Annotated in this window: 17 protein-coding genes and 2 rRNA genes (1 of these 19 running past the window's edge); 12 read left to right on the top strand and 7 right to left on the bottom strand. The window is 45.2% G+C overall.

Annotated elements, in window-relative coordinates; all coding sequences use genetic code 11:
- The 6 genes from M0C34_RS19960 to M0C34_RS19935 form a co-directional block, all read left to right on the top strand.
- Positions 1-2234: ribosomal RNA gene (locus tag M0C34_RS19960) — 23S ribosomal RNA — on the top strand (it extends 653 nt beyond the left edge of the window).
- A 113-nt stretch (positions 2235-2347) separates the two neighbouring features.
- Positions 2348-2463 (top strand): 5S ribosomal RNA (gene rrf, locus M0C34_RS19955).
- Positions 2464-3703: 1240 nt separating this feature from the next.
- Complete coding sequence (locus M0C34_RS19950) at positions 3704-4462, top strand: flagellar basal body L-ring protein FlgH (RefSeq protein ID WP_248713406.1); 759 nt, start codon at positions 3704-3706, stop codon at positions 4460-4462.
- A 10-nt stretch (positions 4463-4472) separates the two neighbouring features.
- A complete protein-coding gene (locus M0C34_RS19945) occupies positions 4473-5684 on the top strand; it encodes a flagellar assembly protein T N-terminal domain-containing protein (RefSeq protein WP_248713405.1) in 1212 nt (403 codons plus the stop codon).
- Between the two features lie 20 nt (positions 5685-5704).
- On the top strand, positions 5705-6340 hold the full coding sequence (locus M0C34_RS19940) for a hypothetical protein (RefSeq protein WP_248713404.1): 636 nt from the start codon (positions 5705-5707) through the stop codon (positions 6338-6340).
- Between the two features lie 199 nt (positions 6341-6539).
- Entirely contained in the window at positions 6540-9089 is a 2550-nt protein-coding gene (locus M0C34_RS19935; RefSeq protein WP_248713403.1) for a S8 family peptidase, read from the top strand.
- Positions 9090-9181: 92 nt separating this feature from the next.
- Here M0C34_RS19935 and M0C34_RS19930 read toward each other — a convergent pair whose 3' ends face one another.
- The gene (locus M0C34_RS19930; RefSeq protein ID WP_248713402.1) at positions 9182-9697 is read right to left on the bottom strand and encodes a hypothetical protein; all 516 of its coding nucleotides are present in this window, start codon (positions 9695-9697) and stop codon (positions 9182-9184) included.
- 274 nt (positions 9698-9971) lie between these two features.
- Here M0C34_RS19930 and M0C34_RS19925 point away from each other — a divergent pair, with 274 nt between their 5' ends.
- The 3 genes from M0C34_RS19925 to M0C34_RS19915 all read left to right on the top strand — a co-directional run bounded on the left by M0C34_RS19925 (position 9972) and on the right by M0C34_RS19915 (position 12974).
- On the top strand, positions 9972-11648 hold the full coding sequence (locus M0C34_RS19925; RefSeq protein WP_248713401.1) for a DUF342 domain-containing protein: 1677 nt from the start codon (positions 9972-9974) through the stop codon (positions 11646-11648).
- A gap of 61 nt (positions 11649-11709) precedes the next feature.
- Positions 11710-12687: a D-cysteine desulfhydrase family protein gene (locus tag M0C34_RS19920; protein ID WP_248713400.1), complete on the top strand. Its 978-nt coding sequence runs from the start codon at positions 11710-11712 to the stop codon at positions 12685-12687.
- Positions 12688-12731: 44 nt separating this feature from the next.
- Entirely contained in the window at positions 12732-12974 is a 243-nt protein-coding gene (locus M0C34_RS19915) for a DUF2789 domain-containing protein (RefSeq protein WP_371923096.1), read from the top strand.
- Here M0C34_RS19915 and M0C34_RS19910 read toward each other — a convergent pair.
- Genes M0C34_RS19910 through M0C34_RS19900 form a run of 3 tightly spaced genes read right to left on the bottom strand, consistent with a single transcriptional unit; the run spans position 12966 to position 15233 of the window.
- On the bottom strand, positions 12966-13169 hold the full coding sequence (locus M0C34_RS19910; protein WP_248713399.1) for a hypothetical protein: 204 nt from the start codon (positions 13167-13169) through the stop codon (positions 12966-12968). The genes M0C34_RS19915 and M0C34_RS19910 overlap by 9 nt on opposite strands.
- A 13-nt stretch (positions 13170-13182) precedes the next feature.
- Positions 13183-13806, bottom strand: a complete 624-nt coding sequence (locus M0C34_RS19905) for a response regulator (protein ID WP_248713398.1) — start codon at positions 13804-13806, stop codon at positions 13183-13185.
- Positions 13803-15233, bottom strand: a complete 1431-nt coding sequence (locus M0C34_RS19900; protein WP_248713397.1) for a cache domain-containing protein — start codon at positions 15231-15233, stop codon at positions 13803-13805. The genes M0C34_RS19905 and M0C34_RS19900 overlap by 4 nt, the downstream gene beginning before the upstream one ends.
- A 245-nt stretch (positions 15234-15478) precedes the next feature.
- Between M0C34_RS19900 and M0C34_RS19895 the strand changes: the two genes are divergently transcribed.
- The 3 genes from M0C34_RS19895 to M0C34_RS19885 all read left to right on the top strand — a co-directional run bounded on the left by M0C34_RS19895 (position 15479) and on the right by M0C34_RS19885 (position 18450).
- Positions 15479-16552 carry a TRAP transporter substrate-binding protein gene (locus M0C34_RS19895; protein ID WP_248713396.1) on the top strand — a complete coding sequence of 358 codons (1074 nt, stop codon included), beginning with the start codon at positions 15479-15481 and terminating at the stop codon, positions 16550-16552.
- Positions 16553-16632: 80 nt separating this feature from the next.
- On the top strand, positions 16633-17133 hold the full coding sequence (locus tag M0C34_RS19890; RefSeq protein ID WP_248713395.1) for a TRAP transporter small permease subunit: 501 nt from the start codon (positions 16633-16635) through the stop codon (positions 17131-17133).
- Positions 17134-17157: 24 nt separating this feature from the next.
- Positions 17158-18450 carry a TRAP transporter large permease gene (locus M0C34_RS19885; protein ID WP_248713394.1) on the top strand — a complete coding sequence of 431 codons (1293 nt, stop codon included), beginning with the start codon at positions 17158-17160 and terminating at the stop codon, positions 18448-18450.
- Between the two features lie 54 nt (positions 18451-18504).
- Here the strand turns inward: M0C34_RS19885 and M0C34_RS19880 are convergent, their stop codons facing one another.
- The 3 genes from M0C34_RS19880 to torA all read right to left on the bottom strand — a co-directional run bounded on the left by M0C34_RS19880 (position 18505) and on the right by torA (position 23665).
- On the bottom strand, positions 18505-20193 hold the full coding sequence (locus M0C34_RS19880; RefSeq protein ID WP_248713393.1) for an NAD-dependent malic enzyme: 1689 nt from the start codon (positions 20191-20193) through the stop codon (positions 18505-18507).
- Positions 20194-20575: 382 nt separating this feature from the next.
- A complete protein-coding gene (gene torD, locus M0C34_RS19875) occupies positions 20576-21196 on the bottom strand; it encodes a molecular chaperone TorD (protein ID WP_248713392.1) in 621 nt (206 codons plus the stop codon).
- Complete coding sequence (gene torA / locus M0C34_RS19870) at positions 21197-23665, bottom strand: trimethylamine-N-oxide reductase TorA (protein ID WP_248713391.1); 2469 nt, start codon at positions 23663-23665, stop codon at positions 21197-21199.
- Positions 23666-23675 lie beyond the last annotated feature (10 nt).

Raw genomic sequence — 23675 nt, 5'->3', positions numbered from 1 at the left:
TTAGACCCGAAACCCGGTGATCTAGCCATGGGCAGGTTGAAGATTGGGTAACACCAATTGGAGGACCGAACCGACTAATGTTGAAAAATTAGCGGATGACTTGTGGCTGGGGGTGAAAGGCCAATCAAACCGGGAGATAGCTGGTTCTCCTCGAAAGCTATTTAGGTAGCGCCTCGGATGAATACTAGTGGGGGTAGAGCACTGTTAAGGCTAGGGGGTCATCCCGACTTACCAACCCTTTGCAAACTCCGAATACCACTAAGTACTATCCGGGAGACACACGGCGGGTGCTAACGTCCGTCGTGGAAAGGGAAACAACCCAGACCGTCAGCTAAGGTCCCAAAGTCATAGCTAAGTGGGAAACGATGTGGGAAGGCTTAGACAGCCAGGATGTTGGCTTAGAAGCAGCCATCATTTAAAGAAAGCGTAATAGCTCACTGGTCGAGTCGGCCTGCGCGGAAGATGTAACGGGGCTAAGCTATGCACCGAAGCTACGGGTACTTACTTTGGTAAGTGCGGTAGAGGAGCGTTCTGTAAGCCGTTGAAGGTGAATCGTAAGGTTTGCTGGAGGTATCAGAAGTGCGAATGTTGACATGAGTAACGATAAAGGGGGTGAAAAGCCCCCTCGCCGAAAGACCAAGGTTTCCTGTTCAATGTTAATCAGAGCAGGGTGAGTCGGCCCCTAAGGCGAGACTGAAAAGTGTAGTCGATGGGAAACAGGTTAATATTCCTGTACTTCGTATAATTGCGATGGGAGGACGGAGAAGGCTAGGCCAGCATGGTGATGGTTATCCATGTTTAAGGTTGTAGGCTGGACACTTAGGAAAATCCGGGTGTCTAAGGCTGAGAATTGATGACGAGTGTCTACGGACATGAAGTGGTTGATGCCCTGCTTCCAGGAAAAGTCTCTAAGCTTCAGATTATACGAAACCGTACCCCAAACCGACACAGGTGGTTGGGTAGAGAATACCAAGGCGCTTGAGAGAACTCGGGTGAAGGAACTAGGCAAAATGGTACCGTAACTTCGGGAGAAGGTACGCTCCCGACGGTGATGAGACTTGCTCTCTAAGCTGTTGGGAGTCGCAGATACCAGTTGGCTGCAACTGTTTATTAAAAACACAGCACTGTGCTAAATCGAAAGATGACGTATACGGTGTGACGCCTGCCCGGTGCCGGAAGGTTAATTGATGTGGTTAGCGCAAGCGAAGCTATTGATCGAAGCCCCGGTAAACGGCGGCCGTAACTATAACGGTCCTAAGGTAGCGAAATTCCTTGTCGGGTAAGTTCCGACCTGCACGAATGGCGTAATGATGGCCAAGCTGTCTCCACCCGAGACTCAGTGAAATTGAAATTGCCGTGAAGATGCGGTGTACCCGCGGCTAGACGGAAAGACCCCGTGAACCTTTACTACAGCTTGACACTGAACATTGACCCTACATGTGTAGGATAGGTGGGAGGCTTTGAAGCGTTGTCGCTAGATGATGTGGAGCCGACCTTGAAATACCACCCTTGTAGTGTTGATGTTCTAACGTTGGTCCCTTATCGGGATTGCGGACAGTGTCTGGTGGGTAGTTTGACTGGGGCGGTCTCCTCCCAAAGAGTAACGGAGGAGCACGAAGGTTGGCTAAGTACGGTCGGACATCGTACGGTTAGTGCAATGGCATAAGCCAGCTTAACTGCGAGACAGACACGTCGAGCAGGTACGAAAGTAGGTCATAGTGATCCGGTGGTTCTGTATGGAAGGGCCATCGCTCAACGGATAAAAGGTACTCCGGGGATAACAGGCTGATACCGCCCAAGAGTTCATATCGACGGCGGTGTTTGGCACCTCGATGTCGGCTCATCACATCCTGGGGCTGAAGTCGGTCCCAAGGGTATGGCTGTTCGCCATTTAAAGTGGTACGCGAGCTGGGTTTAGAACGTCGTGAGACAGTTCGGTCCCTATCTGCCGTGGGCGTTTGAGAATTGAAAGGAGCTGCTCCTAGTACGAGAGGACCGGAGTGGACGAACCGCTGGTGTTTGGGTTGTTATGCCAATAGCATTGCCCAGTAGCTACGTTCGGAACTGATAACCGCTGAAAGCATCTAAGCGGGAAGCAGGCCTTGAGATTAATTCTCACTAGGACTTTAAGTCCTCTGAAGGGCCGTTGGAGACTACAACGTTGATAGGCAAGGTGTGTAAGTGCTGTGAGGCATTGAGCTAACTTGTACTAATTACCCGTGAGGCTTAACCATACAACACCCAAGTGGTGTTGCTTATAGACATCTTATTTTTTATGACCAAGAGTACTTGTTATACTCGTGGGATGTTTTCAGCTTTTTCGAATGTTAAAGACAACAAGTTTTTGCCTGGTGGCAATAGCGTTGTGGACCCACCTGAACCCATGCCGAACTCAGAAGTGAAACGCAACTGCGCCGATGATAGTGTGGGGTCTCCCCATGTGAAAGTAGGTCACTGCCAGGCGCCTATTTAGAGAAAGCCTATCCTAACGGATAGGCTTTTTTTATGCCTGAGATTTAGTCGCAGGCTTTTAGTCACCGGCTACCATGCTGAGCTGATGGCCATGGATAGCCATGGGTAAGCATGCTTTTTCAGGCTGAAGAGAAAGCCGCTATGCTGCGCACCTGTTCCACTGCCAGAGTCTATTTAGAGAACGCCTATCCTAAGGGATAGGCTTTTTTATGCCCGAAATGTAGTCACAGGCTACCATGCTGAGTCGATAGCCATAGATAGCCATGGGTAAGCATGCTTTTTCAGGCTGAAGAGAAAGCCGCTATGCTGCGCACCTGTTCCACTGCCAGAGTCTATTTAGAGAACGCCTATCCTAAGGGATAGGCTTTTTTATGCCTGATATTTAGTCATAGGCTTTTAGTCACAGGCTACTACGCTGAGCCGATAGCTATGGTTAGGCATGTGACAGTCGTCAGATAAACCGCCAGGCACCTATTTAGAGAAGGCCTACCCTAAGGGATAGGCTTTTTTTATGCCTGAGATGTAGTCACAGCCTACCAAGGTGATAGCTGATTTACATGATCACTATTCTGCCTTGCTCTAAATGTTGCTTACAGTGCCAATTAAATGACCTTCTTTGAATAGAGCGAGTGCTTATTGCGACATGGAGAAGCGCCAATGAGATGAAGAGCCTTAGCTGTATGCCGCTAAATATTACTGCGAAGGGGACTCCGTTTCGCTGTGAAATGCGGGAGGATTCAACCATATTTGTATTACTAATGGTTGCTGTTGATAGGCATTAATCGCGCGTAGGCGGATCTTTTCCGCTTTTTGTAGAGTGATAGGCTAGTTTTTTCCATCTTGCGGCAATCTTTGCCTAAACAATACCGTTTATCATACAAAGTTTATTGATTAACATTAAATAATTCCTATCGGCTTCTCGTGGTCAAAATTTAGTGATTTAAGTAAAAACGGTATGAAGCACCGCATTTTATCTATTTAGTGGCATTTAATTTGCAGTATAGATTTTTTGTAGCGAAATATCTCGAGTGGTGACGGGTTGTTGTCGCTGGTAGTCATTTTTGACAATTAGAGTCTCGAAAAGAGGGGTTTTTATTGGCATTAATGGCATTTGCCTTGCAATTTATAGATGAAGTCTGACTTAGAAACCTAACTATTATAAAAAGTTCTAAGCATCAAGCTAAATAATACAAATGTAATAAACGGAACTAACGTGATTAGGAATAGAGCTATGTTTACCAGAATTGCCGGGGTGTGTAGTATTTTATTATTGTCTGCGTGCTCGACAATAAGTGATACGGTTGAAAAAGCTGCTGACGGAGTGCAAGAACGAGAAGATCGTTCACAGCGTCAAGTTACAGTGAGCACTGATCGGCGTTCGCCAATCCCTGATGACCCCTATTATGCGCCTATTGAACCCAGCCCAGCAGCAGATCCGGTGATTGTTACTGGTTCAATGTTTAATAGTAATACGTCAACTAGCTTATATAGTTACACCCCGCCCTTTGCATTGGGCGATACCATCACAATCATGTTGGACGAAGAAGCCACAGCGACCAAATCAGCAAGTTCAACCTTGGCTAAAGACAACAGTTACAAACTGGATCCAATTACTGTGCCTGGTGGCAATATGACGATAAATGGTAAAACGGTAGAGTTAGAACTGAGTCAAACGCAAGATTTTGATGGTTCGTCAGATGCCAACCAACGACATCGTTTATCTGGCAGAATTACCGTGTCGGTAGTAGATATCCTGAATAACGGCAATTTGGTGGTGAGGGGAGAAAAGTGGCTAGTAATCAACAATGGTAAAGAATATATGCGCTTTACTGGGATTGTTCGCCCGCTAGATGTTAGTGAAAACAACTCGATTGGTTCATACCAAGTAGCTGATGCCCGAATAGAGTTTAGTGGCACTGGGGACCACGCAGACGTGCAAACTCAAGGCTGGTTATCTTCATTTCTAGGCGGAAGCTTATGGCCGCTATAGGGCGAATGCTATGTCATTGTTAATACGCGCAGGCTTAACGTTAGTATTGCTGTTAGGGGCGGTTTGTCCGAGTTATGCGGTTTGGTTTGAAGGTGAAGGGCAAGCCAAAATTCGAGATGGCCAAGTAGATGTAGCTCGACAGCAAGCCATCAAGGATGCGTTGCTTACACTCATGTATCGCGGTGGTGCCAGTGTCAAATCGCTACAAGTCGTCAAGTCGGGAGTGTTAGAAACCGATGAGCTAACGGTTCGCACAAACGGTGAAGTGTATGACATGAAGCTGTTGGTGGAGACGATAAACGAGGACCAAATTACAGTTAAGGTAGCGGCAGACATATTTCCATTAAATAGCTGTGAAAAAGACAGCTATGCCAAAACGCTGTTTGTCGGCCCTTTTCAGCTGCAAAAACGAGAGCACGCCCAATTGGGTGGCATTTATAGAACTCCTGAAGAGGTGTCGCAACGCTTATTTTATCGCTTTAAGAACAAAAGTAAACGTATCGACGCCCGCCACTTAATGACTCGACAAATTGCTTTTGACGGTCGTTATTCTAATGATATTGAGCCACAAATGCTAAAGGTAGCGCGCAGCTTATCCTCGCAATACGACGTGCAGTACATCTTGTTCGGTAAAATAATCGATATGTCTAGTTACAACGAAACGACCTCCAATTTATTGGGTATAAATAGCACGGTCAAGCAACGTAACTTTCAGCTTAGGTTATATGTTATCGATGGCATCAATGGCGAAACTATTTTGCGTAAAAGCTACGGTTCTAATCGAGAGTGGCCCTTTGATGTCACCATGAAATTAGACGTAACCGGAGAAACTTTTTGGTCGTCGGATTATGGAAAACTTATTGATTCCTATATTGATCAGTCAGTTGTCGATGTAGAGGACGCACTCTACTGTCGTCAAAGCCTCGCTAAGGTGGTCGGCCTTTATAACGACCAAGTAGTGATTAATATTGGTCAGACAAACGGTGTGAGAAAAGGTGACAAGTTTGAATTAGTTCGCCAACAATATCTAATGCATCTTGATGGCGGCTTGCGAGGCCCAATTTTTAATGCTGATGATACGCAACTTACCGTGGTATCGGTTCAATCTGATCGCTCAGTATTAAGAACAGAACGATTTTCAGATATGGCCAATATTCAAATTAGGGATGTCTTAGTCGCTGTTAGCGATGACCCCTTTGCGCTAACAGATAACGCTAATTAATCATTTATAAGGAATACTCAATGACCACTTCTTATGGGTCTGCTCAATTACAAACAAACGATGTGGCTTATAAACCAAATTTACTTAAAGTGAATGAACCGCAAGTGACCCCTAGTGCTGGCTTTGGTGAAAAGCTTCAAAGTGCCCTATTGTCTGATGCCCCCGAACCATCCTCTGTGGCTGGCACCGTTGGTGACCAAGTAACCGACTTGAGTGGTGGCTCCGATATTTTGGATGTAGCCCCTGCAGCTATGGATATAGGCGTAAGTTTGGCGTCTGGTAACCCGGTAGCCGCGGGATTGGCAGGGGCTGATTTATTACAAAGTGTGCTCAAGGCTGATATTGAGGCGCAGTTTACGGATTTGGGGCAAGGCATTGCCGCCGCTCTGGTGGCGGGTTTATCTGGCGATCCTAGCGCAACAGCAGTACTACCAAGTGCTGAAGAGTTAGCTGAGCAGGCGGCATTGGCCAGTGCAGACATTGTTGCAAATGGCAGTCAACAAGTCGCGAATGCTAGCAACAACGCTTTAGGCAATATCGGCACGAGTCAAGAGGGTAAGTCGACACCGACTAAAGGAACCATTCCCAAGGCATTTTTAGACAATACTTCTGTAGCTAAAGAGGAACCTTTGCTTAACCAGCAGGAAAATAGCTAAGCGGCTATATTTATTGTCGACGCTGTAAAAAAAGTGGCGTTATTGGTTAAGACGCCTTCGGCCCTTTTGTTTGCGACTTCCCAATATCTTGTTTTGTGCTTAAAGTTAACGCCGTGGTGATTAAACTCAGAGCTAAATGTTATATTCTGTAGATGTCGCATATTATTAAACATGTTGTTTATTCGATGTAAGGGACTCTATGAAGACTGGGATTGCTGTAGTTGTGTCACTCATACTTTTTGGCTGTGGTGGCGGAGGAGATAGTTCGGTGGTGGATAACCGCCCCGTATACTCAGTGAGTGGCAGTGCCATCGTATTAACCAATACGGTCATTGATAGCGATGTGAATGATGTTAATGGCCCTTATGCTTCAAACAATCAGGTTACTAGTGCCCAGGAATTACCGCCTATTGCTGTAGTCAGTGGTTATTTAACCAGCCATGCAACCCAAGTGAGCGGTGACCGCTTTGCCACTGCGAGTGATTATATTGATATTTATAAGGTGGATTTACAGGCCGGTCAGCGTTTGTTCTTAGAAATTGCAGATTGGGAGAGTGGTAAAACTAATAGCGACTTTGATCTCAGCTTGTATAAGGTCAGTGATGAGAGTGAAGTGGCCAGCTCTATTGGTATAAATAAAACCGAACTGATTGATGTAGAAACCACAGACAGCTATTACATTGTAGTTGACGCTTATACGGGGGGAGGCCAAACCTTATCTCGTGGTAATTATACCTTGCGTTTGATTGGACAAAACCAGTTAATCACCACTCATAGTCAGCATTTCAGCACGCAGCAAGATTTTGTCATTGACGAAATGGTGGTCAACCATAGCGCTGCACAAGCCAGAACGATGGATGCCAATCAGTACGGTTTATCGCGCGTGAGTGGCAGTGCAAAGATGAGCCTGTATCGCAACGAACAGCCGCTCGCGGCTGTCGCCGGTAGTGCGAGGTCTGCCTTAAAGGGCGGCGTTCAGTCCAATGAGTATGCAGCCAAGAAACGTACTCTGCAGACAATTAAGCTGTTGGCTTATCAAATGGGTATCGACAGTGTATCGCCCAACTTCCTTTATCAAGCAACGGCTTTATCCAATGATGCCTTAGTTGAGCGTCAGTGGCATTACCAACAAATAAACCTTGAGGCTGGCTGGCAAGCCATGCAGGGGCAAACATTAAATGATGTGGTGGTTGCGGTTCTTGATACCGGAATGTTTCAAAGTCACCCTGATTTGAATGCACAACTTACCGGTGACGGTATCGATTTTATATCCTATGACAGCATTTCTCTGGATGGCGATGGCATCGATACTAACCCAGAAGACCCTGGCGACCAGAGTGGTCCAAACGGCACGTCCTCTTGGCATGGTACCCATGTTGCCGGCACCATCGCGGCTCAGACTAACAATAATCTCGGTGTTGCAGGGGTAGCACCAAATGCAAAAATTATGAACTTACGCGTATTGGGATATGGCGGAGGAACAACCTATGACATTTCTCAAGCCATTTTATACGCAGCGGGCTTAGAGAACGCCTCGGGCTTATTGCCAGATAAAACCGCGAGTATTATTAATATGAGCCTTGGAGGCTCCGGCTATGACTCAACATTTAACCAAGCAGTGCAAGATGCGGTAGCCCAAGGCTTGATTGTGGTGGCTGCTGCGGGTAACGAAAGTACTTCTAGCGCCTCTTATCCCGCGGCTTTCGACAATGTGATTGGGGTGAGTGCGGTTGATGCTCAAAAACAAATTACCAGCTATTCAAATTACGGCTCTTATATTGATATTGCGGCTCCAGGTGGAAATAGTAGTGTCGATTTAGACGGTGACGGTTATGGCGATGGCGTATATAGCACTTATGTTAATGAAAACGGTTCTAGTGTTAGTGCTAGCTACCAATATTTAAATGGGACCAGTATGGCGGCACCACATGTTGCCGGTGTGCTTGCTTTGATGAAGCAATTGAATCCAGATTTAGATAGCAGCGAGTTTTTTCGCTTATTAACCAATGGCTTTTTGAGTGACGATCTGGGCGCAGCAGGCAAAGATTCACTATATGGTTACGGCCTGATCAATGCCGAGAAAGCGGTACAAAGTCAAATAGGCGTTAACGATCCTGACCGCAGCTACCTTAGCTTGAGCGCCAGTCAAATTAGTTTAAGCGCCTTAGAAAGTGAAGCGAGTTTTAGTATGCAGTTAGTGGGGGCTGCGCCGATCAGCATTGTTGATATAGCTCAAGAGGCAGACTGGCTCGAGCTTGACGCGAGTGCAACCGATGGTAATGGCTTAGGTACTTATAGTGTTGTCGTTGACCGAGCAGGACTAAGTGATGGCAATTACAGCACCAGCATTACTTTAACGGGTTCAGATGGTAGCGAGCACAAAGTGGCAATCTCGATGACAGTGGTCACTGAAGAAGCTGGTGATAGTGGTTTAGTGTACGCGCTGCTGATAGACCCTAACACTGGAAATACCATTTATAGCCAGCAGTTATTGATGAATGATGGCGTGTTTCAGTTTGCTTTTGCCGAGGTAGCTGAAGCAGATTATCGATTATACGTTAGTAGCGATAACGATAACGATTTTGTGGTTTGTGATGAAGGTGAATTATGTGGTGCCTATCCGGTGCGCAATGATATTAACCTAATACAAGTAAATCAGAATATATCTGGCTTGAGCTTAGATATTGAACCGATAACAACTGAAGACCTAAGCAGCCTATCGCAAAGCTTACTTTTGAAGGTAAAGTGAGCTTAGAACAAAGCCGCTTAGATCATTGTGATTAAGCGGTTAAAGCTATTCATGCCGGTAGATAACTTACCGGCTGATGGACTGAGACATCGTTATTGCTGGCTGTTAATCCATAAATTGACGCCATAGAGGAATAAATGTAGTCCAAACAACATGCCAATTAGCCAAGAAAAACCATTCGCTCCGGCCAGAATGACTGCGATACCTAAGCCAATACTGAGCAAATAGCGTAATTTTAACCAAAGTTTATTACCCATGGTGGATTTGAGCGCTTTAAACCCGACAGCACCATTTATTATTAAGCCGCCGCCAAGGCATAAAGCCGCTAATCCGAGAGTAATGCCAGGAAATAAACTGAGCATCAACCCGACGACTAAAAATAGCCAGTAACTACTAGGGTCGGTGCGAGGGCCGCCAAGTTGTTGCAGTGTTCGGTTAAACCAAAGCCCTAATATTGCGTAGAACAAAATGGATAAACCTAAAATAACCGCACTGAAAGTACCGACATAATAAGCTAACAACATAGCTGCAATGCCAATGATGATATGTAACACCGCGACCTTTTTTATTTGACTCGTAATGTGGGCGGAGGTATTTAAACTAACCATGTGGGGATGTCCTAATATCAAAAAAAAAAGTTGACTATAAATGAGTGTAACTAACTCAAGTCATTTCCCAGTGATTTTATTTACGGCAAATTAAAATCTTCAGAAGGTAAAATAATAGTGTGCCATGCAGCTAAAATACCGATCTAGTTCAATTAGTTGAAATCTTAAGAGTGAGTTATATTGGTTATAAGGGCTTAGCAAAGGCATACTACAATAGTACTACTGCCTATGTTGACCTGCCGCAGTCTGACCTATTTGAAGTGAAGGAGAGTTAATGCTGGAGTTGAAATGTTTACGTTTATCGCAAGATAAACTGGCCGCATTAATTGAAATCACACCGCAAGAGGCCCATGTTAGCGAATCCGACATCAGGGCACTCATTCTTCGCTCTGATTATAGTCATTACTTTTTTGATGACGAAGCTATCGCTGACGCAGTGGCTAAATTTGCAGAATTAAGAGAGTCTCCTGAGCTCATTGAACAATGGGGCCAAACTTTTGTAAAACTGGCCAATATCCGCAATGCAGAAATCACGTTAGATGTCTCAGAAGATAAAATGGTGGCAAGGGCCACGATTACTGGTGCCTATGGGGGAAAAGCGATTTCTCAAGGCGATCTAGTTAATGCGATGAAAGAAGCTGGTGTTATTTTTGGTCTGCAGAAAAAACGTGCATTATCCTTGCTGAGTCTGGCTAAAGATATTCAACCCGGTGAAAAAATCAAGAAGGTTGTTGCCTTGGGGCGTAAACCGATAGATGGTGAAGATAGCCGTTTTGAACGTTTTGTTGCCACCCCAAAAGAGCGTTTGTTAAAACCCAAAGAAACTGACGATGGTCGGGTGGATATGCGCGACCTCGGTAATTTGGAAACGGTAGAACCTGATACAGAATTGATGCGCCGTCATCCTCATACTTTTGGTCATGAAGGAAAGGATGTACTGGGAGAGCCGCTCCCTTTTAAGCAAGGGCATGAGATACCGTTTACGGTAGGTGAAGGAACCACTATCTCTGCAGACGATGCCAATTTGCTGCTGGCCGCTCGCACCGGTTTACCTTTAGAAATTGAAAATGGCATGAAGGTTGACGACGTATTGTCGATTAAGAATGTAGACGTCACCAATGGCCATGTTGATTTTGCCGGTAGTGTATTGATTAAAGGCAACATTGGCGATGGCATGAAGGTCAAGGCAACCGGCGACATTCATGTTAATGGCTTTGTTGAGTCTGCTGATATTAGCGCTGGTGGCGATATTGTCATCGGCAAAGGTGTGATTGGCCACCGACTGATGGAAGGTGATGACAATTACTCTTGCTCGGTGAGTGCTGCAGGGGAGCTGCACGCCACTTTTGTCCAGTATTCTAAAATTACTGCGGGAAAAGACGTCACTATTACCAGTCAATTGCTGCATAGTAAAATTGAAACTGATGGCAAAGTAACGGTTAGTGACGCGAGTGGTTTACGTGGCACCTTGGTCGGTGGCTCTATTAATGCTGGCGGAGAGATAAGCGCTGTTGTATTAGGTGCAACAGCCGGCACTGCTACTCAATTAACCATATCTGGCGATTTTGATGATATTCAAGAAGAGCGGCGCTCATTGAATGGCATTAAGCATAACTTGCATGAAAAATTGAGTAAGGTGCTTGATGCGCAAATGAAACTCAGTAGTACTAAACAACAAGACCGCGAAGAAGGCACTGCCGAAAAACTAGCGGCAACCTTACACCATACTCGACAAGAGCTGGTGCAAATCGATTTCGCTCTAGATTACAACCAGCAAATGGAAGAACAGTTTTTTGCTAATGCAAAATTAACCGTTAGAAAGGAGCTTCATCCTAATGTTAGGTTGGATATTGTGGGTCAAAAGCTATTCACCAATAGAGAGTATGGGCCGACGCAAACCCAATATGAAAATGGGAAAATCAGCTTTACGCCGCTAAAGCCGGGAAGTTAGTAAATGGCTTGTTAGCGGCCTTTCAGATTAACTAAGGGTGATGTTTAAAGAGGCGAGAACAATGAATTGGCAATCGATTGCTAAGCAGTCCTTGGGTTTTTTCCCTACCCCTCTACACCTTCTTCCGGCTCTATCTAGTCAATTAGCTGGGCCTCAAATCTATATAAAACGGGATGATCTAAGCGGTTTAGCTCTAGGTGGAAATAAAGTGAGGAAGCTAGAGTTTTTGCTAGGTGATGCCTTAAGGCAACAGGCCAACTGTATTATTACCGCTGGCGCTGCTCAATCCAATCATTGCCGTCAAACTGCTGCTGCCGCAGCCAAGCTTAACTTACCTTGTTTTTTGCTGTTAGGTGGCAATGCGCCATCTGAAGCTCAGGGAAATGTATTGCTCGACAAATTGTTTGGTGCGCAGATTAGGTGGGCCGGTGAGCAGCGCAAAGGCGAAGGCATTGATGTGCTTGAGCAGCAATTACGATCCGAAGGATTAAACCCTTACGTTGTGCCTTATGGAGGATCTGACGCTGTAGGTTGTTTGGGTTTTGCCGCGGCTTTAGAAGAATTATTACAACAACAGTCCGACGTGGATGAAATTATCTTCGCCTCCAGTTCAGGGGCTAGCCACGCCGGCTTAATGTTGGCTAAGCGCTATTTGCAGTCAACGATTAAACTGCGCGGTATTAATATTGATAAAGCTAATCATGCCGAGCAATCTTTTAATCAACGGATCGCTAATTTGGCTTCAGCTTCGGCCTTGCGCTTTGGTCTCAAGGAAGCGTTCGCGGCTGACGAGGTATGCTTAGATGATGCCTATTTAGGGGAAGGCTACGGGATACTTGGAGATGCAGAACGTGAAGCCATCATGTTGTTAGCGCAAACCGAAGGGATTTTATTAGACCCAGTCTATACCGCTAAAGCTATGGTGGGTTTAATTGCGCGAGTTCGCCAAGGTTGCTATTCCCCCCAACAAAAAATACTGTTTTGGCATACTGGCGGTGCGCCAGCATTATTTGCTTATTCCCAGCAATTACTCAGCTAATCCTGAGGCCTTGACTATGCTTTAAGTAGTCAACGAAAGCTTCAATGAGAATTATTATGGAATCTGGCATTCATAGCCTTAGTGATTTATTTCAGCAATTGGGCTTAGATCCATCTATTAATGGAATAGCTCAATTTGTTGCCGAACATGCGCCTATTCCCGCGGATGTTTTGTTGCATCAAGCAAGTTTTTGGAATGCGAATCAAGCTGAGTTTTTAGCTGAGTCGGTAGCGCAAGATGCTGATTGGTCAGAGTTAGTCGATCAGCTGGACATAATGCTACGTTGAAGGTTTGTCTGCCGTAATTGGGTCTTGTTCTAACAGATCCAAAGCATGTGCTAGCGTGTTGGCAAAATCGTAACTGTTTTGGCTGGATAGATGAGCGGGCACTGTTCCATTAACATAGCGAACTTGAGCTACAGCCTTAACCTTATCGGTGGCCCTATGTGTTATCGCTTGATTCAATTTCAATCCTTTTTTCATCGAATAGACATCTTTACACTTCGCTACCATAATGCTCTATAGCATACTTAATCATCGCTACGCTACTATCAAGGTCTAGCTTGCGGCGGATCTTTAAAGTGTGAGTTTCAACGGTTCTAATACTGATAGATAAGCTATCGGCTATTTTTTTGTTACCACTGCCTGTGGCCAATAAACGCAGTACTTGCTGTTCACGTTTGGTCAAATGAGCGTTTGTTTGCTGGGCTTCATTATCAAACAAAAGTTTAGACACTCCGGCACTAATGTAGTGGCCACCGTTCGCTATCGCTTCTAACGCGCTGATTAATTCACTTGAAGCAATATCTTTTAACAAGTAGCCTTTCGCGCCGTTACGCATAGCGTTTTGCACGTACTCTTTGTTGTCATGCATACTGAGCATGACAACTTTACTGGAAGGGCTTTGCGTCGCTAAAGATTCCAAAAGCTGAATCCCATTTAGCTTCGGCATATTTATATCTGTCAATACGATATCAGGGTTGAGCGCGATTGCTAAATTGAGTGCTTGTTCACCATCGGCTGCAGTGCCTACCACTACAAAGCCAGGATGGGCTTCTAGGCGCATTTTTAAACCATCTTGTACCAGCGGATGATCATCAACCAATAAAATAGAAGTCATGCTGTTTGCTCTTGTGAAGAAGGGGCCTGTGTTGGTGTTTCTATCAGTGGCACTTTAATGGTAATGAAGGTTCCCTCACCAAGTTGACTATCGACCTCTACATGACCATCAATGTGGGCGATTCGCTCGAATATGTTCTTCAGTCCAAGTCCGCTGCTGGCTAACTCTGGGCGCCTGGTCAGTTCTTTAATTGAATGCCTACGCACTTTTTTACCTTTTTCAAAACCACAACCATTGTCTCTAATTTGCATCGTAAGCAGCTTTCCCTGATGACTTAATACAATGTCTACAGTATCAGCATTCGCATGTTTTTCTACATTTTGTAATGCTTCCTGAGTGATTCGGTAAAGGGTGGTTTCTACAGTCGAAGGAATATTCAAACCTTCAATGTCGCACTCTAAAAAAACATCAATATGGGTGCGCATTTCAAATTCTTGGCAAAAGCTTGCTAAGGCTGCGGCTAGCCCTAGGTCATCTAATACACTAGGGCGCAAGTCCTTTGATATACGTCTGATTTCGCCAATTGCTTCGTTAATGGTGTTGAGTCCCTGATTAAGGCTAGCGCTAACACTGGCGGGGGTATTGTTACATTCAGTAGCACTTTCTAAGCGGTATTTAATTGAAACTAATAATTGATTAATACCATCGTGTAACTCGCGAGATACTCGCTGTCGTTCTTGTTCTTGTGAATCGATAATGCGTTGGGTAAGTGCCTTCAGTTTCTTGTCGGCCAACTTATGCTCGGATATATTCAGTGATGCCCCTAAAAACGCGATAACCACGCCTGAAACAGTGGTTATCACAAACAGCCAAATAAAGTTGCGATTAATATTTTGTTCAGTTTGTGCTTCTAGCTTTGCTAACTCAAGATCTACATCGTCTAGGTATACCCCGGTGCCAAACATCCACTGCCATTTATCTAACATGACCACATAGCCGAGTTTTTTTACTCGATTGCCAGTGCTGGGTTTTTCCCATAGGTAATTACTAAAACCTCCTCCTGCTTTAGCTTGAGCAATCAGGTCTTGAATTAAGTAAGTGCCTTCAGAATCTTTAAAATCCCACAAGTTTTGCCCAACTAGCTCTGGTTGAATGGGGTGGACTAAATTAACGCCTTTCAAGGTATACGCAAAAAAGTAGCCATCGTCGGCAAAACGTAAACGATTAAGTAGCTCACGTACTTGCTGTTTGGCTTGTTCATCTTCGGCGCTCGCGGGCTCGTAGATATCTCGAATGCTGGCAAAGGCTTGGTCTATGTGATTTTGTAACTCAAGCGTTTTACTACGCATGATGTTTTCTTTAATCAGGGTTAGCTGTTGCTCGGTGAGAATAGATGATTGTTTAAAAACTAAGGTTGCGATTAACGCTGTTACGCAAAGTAGCGGTACTACCGACAGCAAGATTATTTTAAATTTTAGAGACCACATCTCATGACAGCCCAACAGAGTTTGTTAACTACATGTTAATACGGGGTAATTTTGAGTGATAGTGATCTGTGTCTCGTTTATACCAAAGTCTATGAGATACGTGATCTTACGTAGAAAAAAACCGTGCTTTAGCGGATAGGCTTTTTTGTAACAAGTCGCTAACATTAGGGGTGACCATAAAGCAGTTGGTTTACATTTTAAACATTTGACCAACAATGGAAAATTAAAACGAAAGGGAGAACAACATGCTTAAGTCCCTCTGCAGTAAAACCCTGCTGGCTTCTGCGATTATTGCGTTTAGTTCGGCCGCTGTATCGGCTGAAAAAGTATACAAATTGAAACTTGCTGAAACTTGGGGGCCTAACTTCCCTGTGTTTGGTGATGCGGTTAAAAACATGGTGAAAATGGCCGACGAGATGTCGAATGGTCGTTTAAAAATTCGCGTCGACTCTTCAAATAAACACAAAGCACCCTTCGGTGTATTTGATTTAGTAAAAAGTGGTCAGTATGACTTAGGGCATAGTGCTTCTTACTACTACAAAGGTAAAGTGCCCAATACGCTTTACTTCACTACGATGCCATTTGGTATGAATGCCCCTGAGCAACACGCTTGGTTGCAATACGGTGGCGGCCAAGAGTTAATGGACCAAGTATATGCCGAGCATAACTTAGTACCATTTCCTGGTGGTAATACCGGTGTGCAAATGGGCGGATGGTTCCGCAAAGAAATTAACTCTGTTGGTGATTTAGAAAACCTTAAAATGCGTATTCCGGGTTTTGCTGGTGAAGTATTGGCTCGTTTAGGCGCCACCCCAGTTAACATTCCACCCGGTGAGTTATACACAGCACTAGAGCGTAATACCATTGATGCACTTGAGTGGGTGGGGCCTTCATTAGATCTACGCATGGGCTTCCACAAAATTGCGCCATATTACTACATGGGCTGGCATGAGCCTGCTACTGAGTTGATGTTTATTGCGAACAAGAAAAAACTTGAGAAACTGCCTGCCGATTTACAAGCCATATTGGCGGTAGCAATGCGCAAGGCTGCCTACGACATGTTTATTCACTCGTATGCAGAAAGTGCCAAAAATTGGCAAACCATGTTGCAAGAATACCCTGACATTCAAGTTAAAACTTTCCCTGCAGAAGTTATCAAAGCACTTAAAACGGCTAACGATGAACTATTGAAAGAGAAAGCGGCTAGCGACCCAATGGCAGCCAAAATTATTGAATCTCAGCAACAATACATGCAGCAAGTTCGCGCGTATACAGCGATTTCTGAGCAAGGTTACCTAAACAGTACCGAAGGTTTGTAGTATTAGAATGAGCCATCAGCTGTTGCTGATGGCTCATTGATTAAACCGATAAAGCAATAGAATTGCTTAGGAGGCTAGAAATGTTGCGTTGGCAACTGGCAGTGGACAGATTTTCTAAGGGCATTGCCGCCCTAACCGCAGTATTGATGCTGCTGATGTTGGTTAATATATTTTACGATGTCGTTATGCGTTACTTTTTCCGCTCAAGCTCGATAGGTATGCAAGAGTTAGAGTGGCATTTGTTTGCAGCGATGTTTTTATTGGGCATTGCCTCAACCTTACAGGCCGAAGGCCACGTTAGGGTTGATATTATTTATGACCGCCTGTCCCGTCGCAAACGCGCGTGGATTGATAGCTTAGGCGTAGTGTTTTTCCTATTTCCTTTTTGCGGGTTGATAGCTTGGTATGGCTATGACTTTGCGTTGGAATCTTACCGTTTAGGAGAAACCAGTGGTGACCCTGGTGGTTTACCTTACCGATGGATTATTAAATCGATGATTCCGATTTCAGCGATATGCTTAGCGATAAGCGGCCTCGGAATGTTACTCAAAAATATTATTCAGCTACGAAATAAGCCCTAGTTCGTAGTTTAAAAGGAAGTTGTCATGATCGGGATTGTCATGTTTTTTGTGGCCTTATTAATGCTGCTTACTGGTTTTCCAGTTGCATTTATATTTGGCGGCGTCGCACTGGTATTTGGGATCTTTGCCGAGGGTTTTGAGTTATTTGCTTTTATGCCATATCGAATTATGAGCATTATGCAAAACTCGGTACTGATGGCGGTACCACTTTTTATCTTCATGGGAATAGTATTACAGAAAACTCGCCTTGCTGAGCAGTTGCTTGAAGCGATGGGGCAGTTGTTTGGTCGTGTTCGAGGCGGCTTGGCTGTTTCTACTATTCTAGTAGGCGCCTTGTTAGCTGCATCCACTGGCGTTGTAGGGGCATCAGTGGTAGCCATGGGCGTTATTTCACTGCCGGTGATGCTTAAATACAAGTATGACAAACGCCTAGCGGCCGGGGTTATTTGTGCCTCTGGGACTCTTGGGCAAATTATTCCACCCTCCATCATCTTAATTATTTTGGGTGATGTAATGGGTGTGCCAGTGGGGGATTTATTTAAAGCGGCCTTACTACCCGGCGCGATGCTGGTAGGGGCTTTCATTCTGTATGTATTGGCTGTTTCATTTTTTAAACCTGAAATGGCACCTGCATTACCTAAAGATGAAGCTGCAGGTCACGGTGTTCAGCCTTGCTGGAATGCTTTTAAGGCGATAGCTCCGCCGCTGGCTTTAATGATTGCGGTACTGGGCTCAATATTTTACGGTATTGCTACACCTACTGAATCGTCTGCGATTGGTGGTATTGGTGCCATTTTACTCTCTATTATTTATCGCCAGTTCTCTTGGAAGATCGTTTACGAGGCATCGATTGAAACCGTTAAAGTCACCTCAATGGTCTTTGCTATTTTCATTGGTGCAACGGCGTTCTCTATGGTGTTCTCATACACGGGTGGCGAAGAAGTCATTGAAGAAGTGATGACCAGCTTACCGGGTGAGAAGTGGGGCTTTTTAATCCTTACCATGATCGTGATTTTGATCTTGGGTTTCTTTATCGATTTTGTGGAAATCTCGTTTATTGTGGTACCGATGCTTTACCCGGTAGCCGAGTTAATGGGGATTGATTTAACGTGGTTTGCTATTTTAATCGCCATGAATTTACAAACGTCCTTCCTTACCCCGCCCTTTGGCTTTAGTTTATTCTATCTCAAAGGGGTTGCCCCGCCAGAGGTGAAAACTACCGATATTTATAAAGGGGTAGTACCGTTCATTATCCTGCAAATAATGGTCTTAGCGTCTATTTTGGTGTTCCCTGAGTTTTATGGCTTCGGCATGTAAAGGGGCATGTGGAATACAAAAAGAGGCCGTGTAGGCCTCTTTTTTGTTCATCTCTTAAAAAGACGTACGTTTATAGTGACGGTATTCAGGTTTCCAAAAGCTAGCTTCAATAGCTTGCATTAATACCTCATCTGAAGTGTTAACCGCTAAGCCTTGTTGCATGGCAGTTTTAGCTACCGCATAAGCGATATGTTTACTGACCAATTGAATTTCCTCTAGCGGTGGCAAGAGCGCCCCTTCACCATCGTTTGCTAGTGGAGAGCACTCAGCTAACGCGCGGCTGCTGGCGATTAACATCGCGTCACTGACTCTGGTGGCTTGGCAGGCTAGTACGCCTAAACCAATACCTGGGAAAATATAGCTATTGTTACATTGAGCAATCGCGATGGTTTGCTCACCCAGTTTTACCGGAGGGAAAGGGCTGCCAGTTGCCACTAGGGCTGCCCCTTGGGTCCAACGCAATATGTCTTCAGGTAAAGCTTCTACTCGACTAGTAGGGTTAGACAGCGGCAGAACGATGGGTTTAGCGCAGTGTTGATGCATGGTTTCAATGACTTGTTGGCTAAATACCCCGGCCGCTCCAGATACACCAATTAATACTGTTGGTTTGGCATGTTCAACGACATCCAGTAAAGACAGGCTATCGCTTTCCACTGACCATTGCTGTTGTAAGTGAGCTGATTGAGCCAAAGCTTTTTGGAAGCCTAACAAGTTTGGCATGTTATTTTGTAGTAGCCCCCAGCGGTCTACCATGAAAATTTGGCTTCGAGCTTGAGTTTCGGTAATTCCTTCTTCAACCATCGCGGCAATAATGGCCTCGGCGATCCCGCAACCTGCTGAACCAGAGCCGACAAAAGTGACGCGTTGTTCGGCTAAACGAGTATTGGCAGCCTTACAGGCTGCCAATAAAGAGCCTACAGTGACTGCAGCAGTACCTTGGATATCATCATTGAAACAACAAAACTGGTCTTTATAGCGTTGCAGCAGCGGCATCGCATTTTTTTGTGCAAAGTCTTCAAATTGGATTAAAGCTTCCGGCCAGCGAACTTTTACTGCTTGCATGAACTGTTCGACAAATGCGTCGTATTCCTCACCGCTGATTCGCTGATGTCGCCAACCCATATACATGGGGTCGTTAAGAAGTTGTTGGTTATCGGTGCCTACATCTAACACAATGGGCAAGGTGTAAGCAGGGCTAATCCCACCGCAAGAGGTATACAGTGATAATTTGCCAATGGGGATCCCCATTCCACCGATACCCTGGTCACCCAGTCCCAAAATGCGTTCGCCATCAGTCACCACGATAATTTTTACATTGTGACGAGTGGCGTTATTAAGTAATTCGTCGATCCGGTGGCGATTAGGGTAGGAGATAAATAAGCCGCGTGATCGACGATAAATATTGGAAAACTGCTCACAAGCAGCCCCCACCGTTGGGGTGTAAATGATCGGCATCATTTCACTAATATGGTCTTCAACCAATCGATAAAACAGCGTTTCGTTAGTATCTTGAATATTGCGCAGATAGATATGGCGGTCTAAGTCGTTAGTGAAGCTCTGGTATTGCTTATAAGCGCGTTCACTTTGCTCATCGATGCTTTCAATGGTTTCGGGTAATAAGCCTTCTAAATTAAAGAAAATCCGTTCTTCTTGGTTAAAAGCGCTGCCCTTATTGAGTAGGGGCGTCTCTAATAGTGCGGGACCAGCATAAGGGATATAAAGCGGGCGTTTTTTATCATCCATGTTAATTGCATCTTTAAATCAGCTAAGGAAAGCAGCATTTTTCCATATTCTAGCGTGCTAGTCATGGCTAAAAGGTGTAGATGTTGAAGAAATGTTTAATTTTAGAGGGAATCAGAAAGAGGCGAGCCGGCACCGCCAATAGATAGGAGGGGCATAACGCCTACCAAACGAGGTGCTACCGCCCGGGCATCTAAAAGCGACAACCGACTTAATATAAGCATAGATGACGCAATAAAGATTACCAGTTAAATGTTATTTAAATGTTAACCTGATGTTGTTTTGTTGGGTAAGTTATTGATGTGTGGTTGCACAATAGCTAAATAATAAGCCGCAGCGATCACCTCTCAACAGAGGTGAGGCTTAGGTACAGCGTTATGGCGGCTTAAAGAAATTGAATATCTAGGTATAAGTAAGCTAACAAAAGCGCGGCAAACCCCTTATAGAACTCCCCGCCAGTCGCGTTTTGCAGCGAATCTACCCATTGTGGTAACCAAGAGAGCAATTGCTGCTTGATAAATTGGCCTTGAGCGCTGGTGGCTTTTTGACCATCACGGATAATCAAATTACCCAAATAATCTAACTGAATGGCTAGGTGATCTGCAGGTTCATTAAATGCTGGGTCTACTTGCATGCCCTGTTGTTTCAGCAGTGCCTGCATGTCTTCATGAGGCTGTTGGAACATCATTTTAGACCCTGAGTAAATAGAGGCGTACGGAGGCGCGCCCGTGTTGGCATCAGTGAGAAACAGTTGGCAGAAGTCTGCGGCCAATTCCAACTCTGGGTGGCGCATGGCTAGGCTGTGGGCTAAGCCATTATTGATACGTTGTACCGCGCTGCTTAATTCGGGAACCTCGGCCAGGTTTTTAAGCAGGGCGGCTCCTTCTCCAGAGATATAGTGATTAAGCTGTTGCTTATCTAGCTCTTTAGTAAAAGTACTCGCGAACCACCAATAGAGGCTGGCCCGTACTTCGCTTTCTTCGCTTGAGCTTACTTGCTCTAACATTTATGCCATCTCCTTAGGGCCACCAAATGACGATACCGCGGGGGCCTTACCGACAAATTTTTCAAATTCAACTAAACAAGTATTGGCGCTGGTGGCTTGGGCTAGCTGAGAGCTACCAATATCCATGGTCAGGGTATTTGGGTCGCCATAGGTATCTAACGCGCCTATTTTTTCATCTTCAGGCCCATACCAAGCCCCTTCGTGAATGCGCGCTACCCCTTTAGCGAATTTTTCTGAGACTACGGCTCCTGCCAGTAACTGACCTCGCTGATTGAATACTTTCACTAAGTCGCCGTCTTTAATACCGCGTTTCTTGGCATCTTCTGGATTAATGTATATCGGCTCACGGCCTTGTACGGCATAGCTGGCACGATATTCTTCAGAGTCACACATTTGAGAGTGTAGCCGTTGGTCGGGGTGACAAGATTGCAGCCAGATAGGAAATTTTTCAGAACCTGGGCCACCATGTGAGCGCTCGGCTTTTTCAAACCACATAGGGTGTCCTTGGCAGTCGTCATAACCATAGCGATCAATCTTACGACTAAATATTTCAATAAAGCCAGAGGGAGTACCCAAAGCATTAATTTCAGGATCAGCCCGAAAATCCGCTTGGCGAGTCCAGTTTGGGCCCTTACCAAAATCTACCCAGCCCTCTTTCCAAAAGGTAATAAAGTCTGGCATTTCAAACTTACCTTTATTGGCGGCGGCACATTCATCGTAGAGTTGTTTTACCCACTCCATTTCGGTCTTGCCTTGAGTATATTCTTTAGCTTTGCCAAAGCGTTGGCTGAGTAGGGTGAAAATCTCAAAGTCAGTTTTAGACTGATACAGTGGATCGACTAACTTGTGCATGGCAATAATACCGCGGTTGCTATACGAGCCATATAAATCAATATCGTTACGTTCCCACTGAGTACAGGCGGGCAGAACAATATCTGAGAAGCGGCAAGTCGCGGTCCATGTGAAGTCGACGCTTACAACGGTTTCTAATTTCTGGAAGGCTTTTTTCATACGGTTGCGATCTTGGTGGTGATGCCAAGGGTTACACCCTGAAAACACCATCATTTTCAAATCTGGAAGGGTGATTTTAGCCCCGTTGGCATTAATCACTTTGCCGGGTTCTAAAATCGCATCTACCCAACGGGCAACCGGGATGGTGCTGCTGTAGCCATTAAAGTCTTGGTTTTTGTGGATACGCTCATCCGGTTTGTCGGGGTTGCGTGGGTAAGCTCCCGGCCCTGCGGCGCCAGTAGATGGTACTCCAATAGAACTGTAATGGTGACCATAAGACACCCCGCCACCGGGCAAGCCTATCTGGCCTAACATCGCCGCTATAACCGCGCCCATCCAGTAAGGTTGTTCACCATGCTGTTGGCGCTGGATACACCAGCCAAACATGATTTGGGTTCTATCGCTGGCCAACAAGCGAGCAAACTGGCGAATGTCTTCGGCTGGTACGCCACAAATAGCTTCGGCCCATTCTGGGGTTTTCTCGATCTTATCTTTACTTTGTCCGGTGACGTAAGGAATAAAGTCTTCAAAACCAAGTGCGTAGGTATTGATAAACTCCTTGTCGTAAAGCTCTTCTTGATAAAGCGTATGGGCTATTCCCAGCATAAAGGGGACATCGGCCTGCGGATTCACATAACGTTGTTCGCAGCCTAAGTAGTCCTGTGTTTTAGTGCGTACAGGGTCGACACTAATCACTCTAATTTGTTTGTTGGCCACCTTATCTTTTAGTTGTTCTAGGTATTCAAATGACTCATGGGTTTCACAGGCCCAACCCACTTGTAGGTTTTTCACTAGGTCATTCGCCCACAATACAATGGTTTTACTGTTCTCTAAAATAAGCGGCCAAGAGGTTCCTTGTGCATACACCTCGGTAGTACCTAGCACATAAGGCATAATAGTTTGCCCTGCACCCGTTGAGTAATCCCCTACTTTTTTAACCGAAAAACCATGCATGGCAACTGCGCGTTCCATGTGATTTCCACATGAATGTACTTGACCGGTTTGTCGCCAGCCGGTTTGACCTGCATGCAAAGCCCAAGGGCCATAGTCTTTTTGCACCCGCTCTAATTCTTGATAGAACAAGTCTAGCGCTTCGTCCCAAGTGACCCGAATGAAGCGATTGTCGCCCCGTTGACTGGTATCGCTTTTATGGCGATTTAAGTACCAATCGTAACGCACCATCGGGTAACGAATGCGCGAAGGACTATAGATAATACCCCTAATGCCTTTCAGCATATCGGTGGGATACTTATCAGCTTCAAAGGCTTTGACCTCTTGCACCTTACCGCCATAAACACGTGCTCTAAACGCTCCCCAGTGAGAACCCGATACCTTCCACATACCTGCTGTTTCGGCGGCAGCCGCATCATTTGATACCGCCAATAAACTGGGACCTATCAAAGTACTAGCGCTGGTGGCTAAAATGCCTTTGAGAAAACCGCGACGAGTAATTGCCATGTTAATCTCC

This window comes from Agarivorans sp. TSD2052, assembly GCF_023238625.1.
Lineage (GTDB): Bacteria > Pseudomonadota > Gammaproteobacteria > Enterobacterales > Celerinatantimonadaceae > Agarivorans.
This window is presented reverse-complemented; position numbering and strand designations above follow the sequence as displayed.

Bases quoted from the DNA above. Each gene is read 5' to 3' on its own strand.
- M0C34_RS19950 (WP_248713406.1), top strand. From the start codon at position 3,704: ATGTTTACCAGAATTGCCGGGGTGTGTAGTATTTTATTATTGTCTGCG.
- M0C34_RS19945 (WP_248713405.1), top strand. From the start codon at position 4,473: ATGTCATTGTTAATACGCGCAGGCTTAACGTTAGTATTGCTGTTAGGG.
- M0C34_RS19940 (WP_248713404.1), top strand. From the start codon at position 5,705: ATGACCACTTCTTATGGGTCTGCTCAATTACAAACAAACGATGTGGCT.
- M0C34_RS19935 (WP_248713403.1), top strand. From the start codon at position 6,540: ATGAAGACTGGGATTGCTGTAGTTGTGTCACTCATACTTTTTGGCTGT.
- M0C34_RS19930 (WP_248713402.1), bottom strand. From the start codon at position 9,697: ATGGTTAGTTTAAATACCTCCGCCCACATTACGAGTCAAATAAAAAAG.
- M0C34_RS19925 (WP_248713401.1), top strand. From the start codon at position 9,972: ATGCTGGAGTTGAAATGTTTACGTTTATCGCAAGATAAACTGGCCGCA.
- M0C34_RS19920 (WP_248713400.1), top strand. From the start codon at position 11,710: ATGAATTGGCAATCGATTGCTAAGCAGTCCTTGGGTTTTTTCCCTACC.
- M0C34_RS19915 (WP_371923096.1), top strand. From the start codon at position 12,732: ATGAGAATTATTATGGAATCTGGCATTCATAGCCTTAGTGATTTATTT.
- M0C34_RS19910 (WP_248713399.1), bottom strand. From the start codon at position 13,169: ATGAAAAAAGGATTGAAATTGAATCAAGCGATAACACATAGGGCCACC.
- M0C34_RS19905 (WP_248713398.1), bottom strand. From the start codon at position 13,806: ATGACTTCTATTTTATTGGTTGATGATCATCCGCTGGTACAAGATGGT.
- M0C34_RS19900 (WP_248713397.1), bottom strand. From the start codon at position 15,233: ATGTGGTCTCTAAAATTTAAAATAATCTTGCTGTCGGTAGTACCGCTA.
- M0C34_RS19895 (WP_248713396.1), top strand. From the start codon at position 15,479: ATGCTTAAGTCCCTCTGCAGTAAAACCCTGCTGGCTTCTGCGATTATT.
- M0C34_RS19890 (WP_248713395.1), top strand. From the start codon at position 16,633: ATGTTGCGTTGGCAACTGGCAGTGGACAGATTTTCTAAGGGCATTGCC.
- M0C34_RS19885 (WP_248713394.1), top strand. From the start codon at position 17,158: ATGATCGGGATTGTCATGTTTTTTGTGGCCTTATTAATGCTGCTTACT.
- M0C34_RS19880 (WP_248713393.1), bottom strand. From the start codon at position 20,193: ATGGATGATAAAAAACGCCCGCTTTATATCCCTTATGCTGGTCCCGCA.
- torD (WP_248713392.1), bottom strand. From the start codon at position 21,196: ATGTTAGAGCAAGTAAGCTCAAGCGAAGAAAGCGAAGTACGGGCCAGC.
- torA (WP_248713391.1), bottom strand. From the start codon at position 23,665: ATGGCAATTACTCGTCGCGGTTTTCTCAAAGGCATTTTAGCCACCAGC.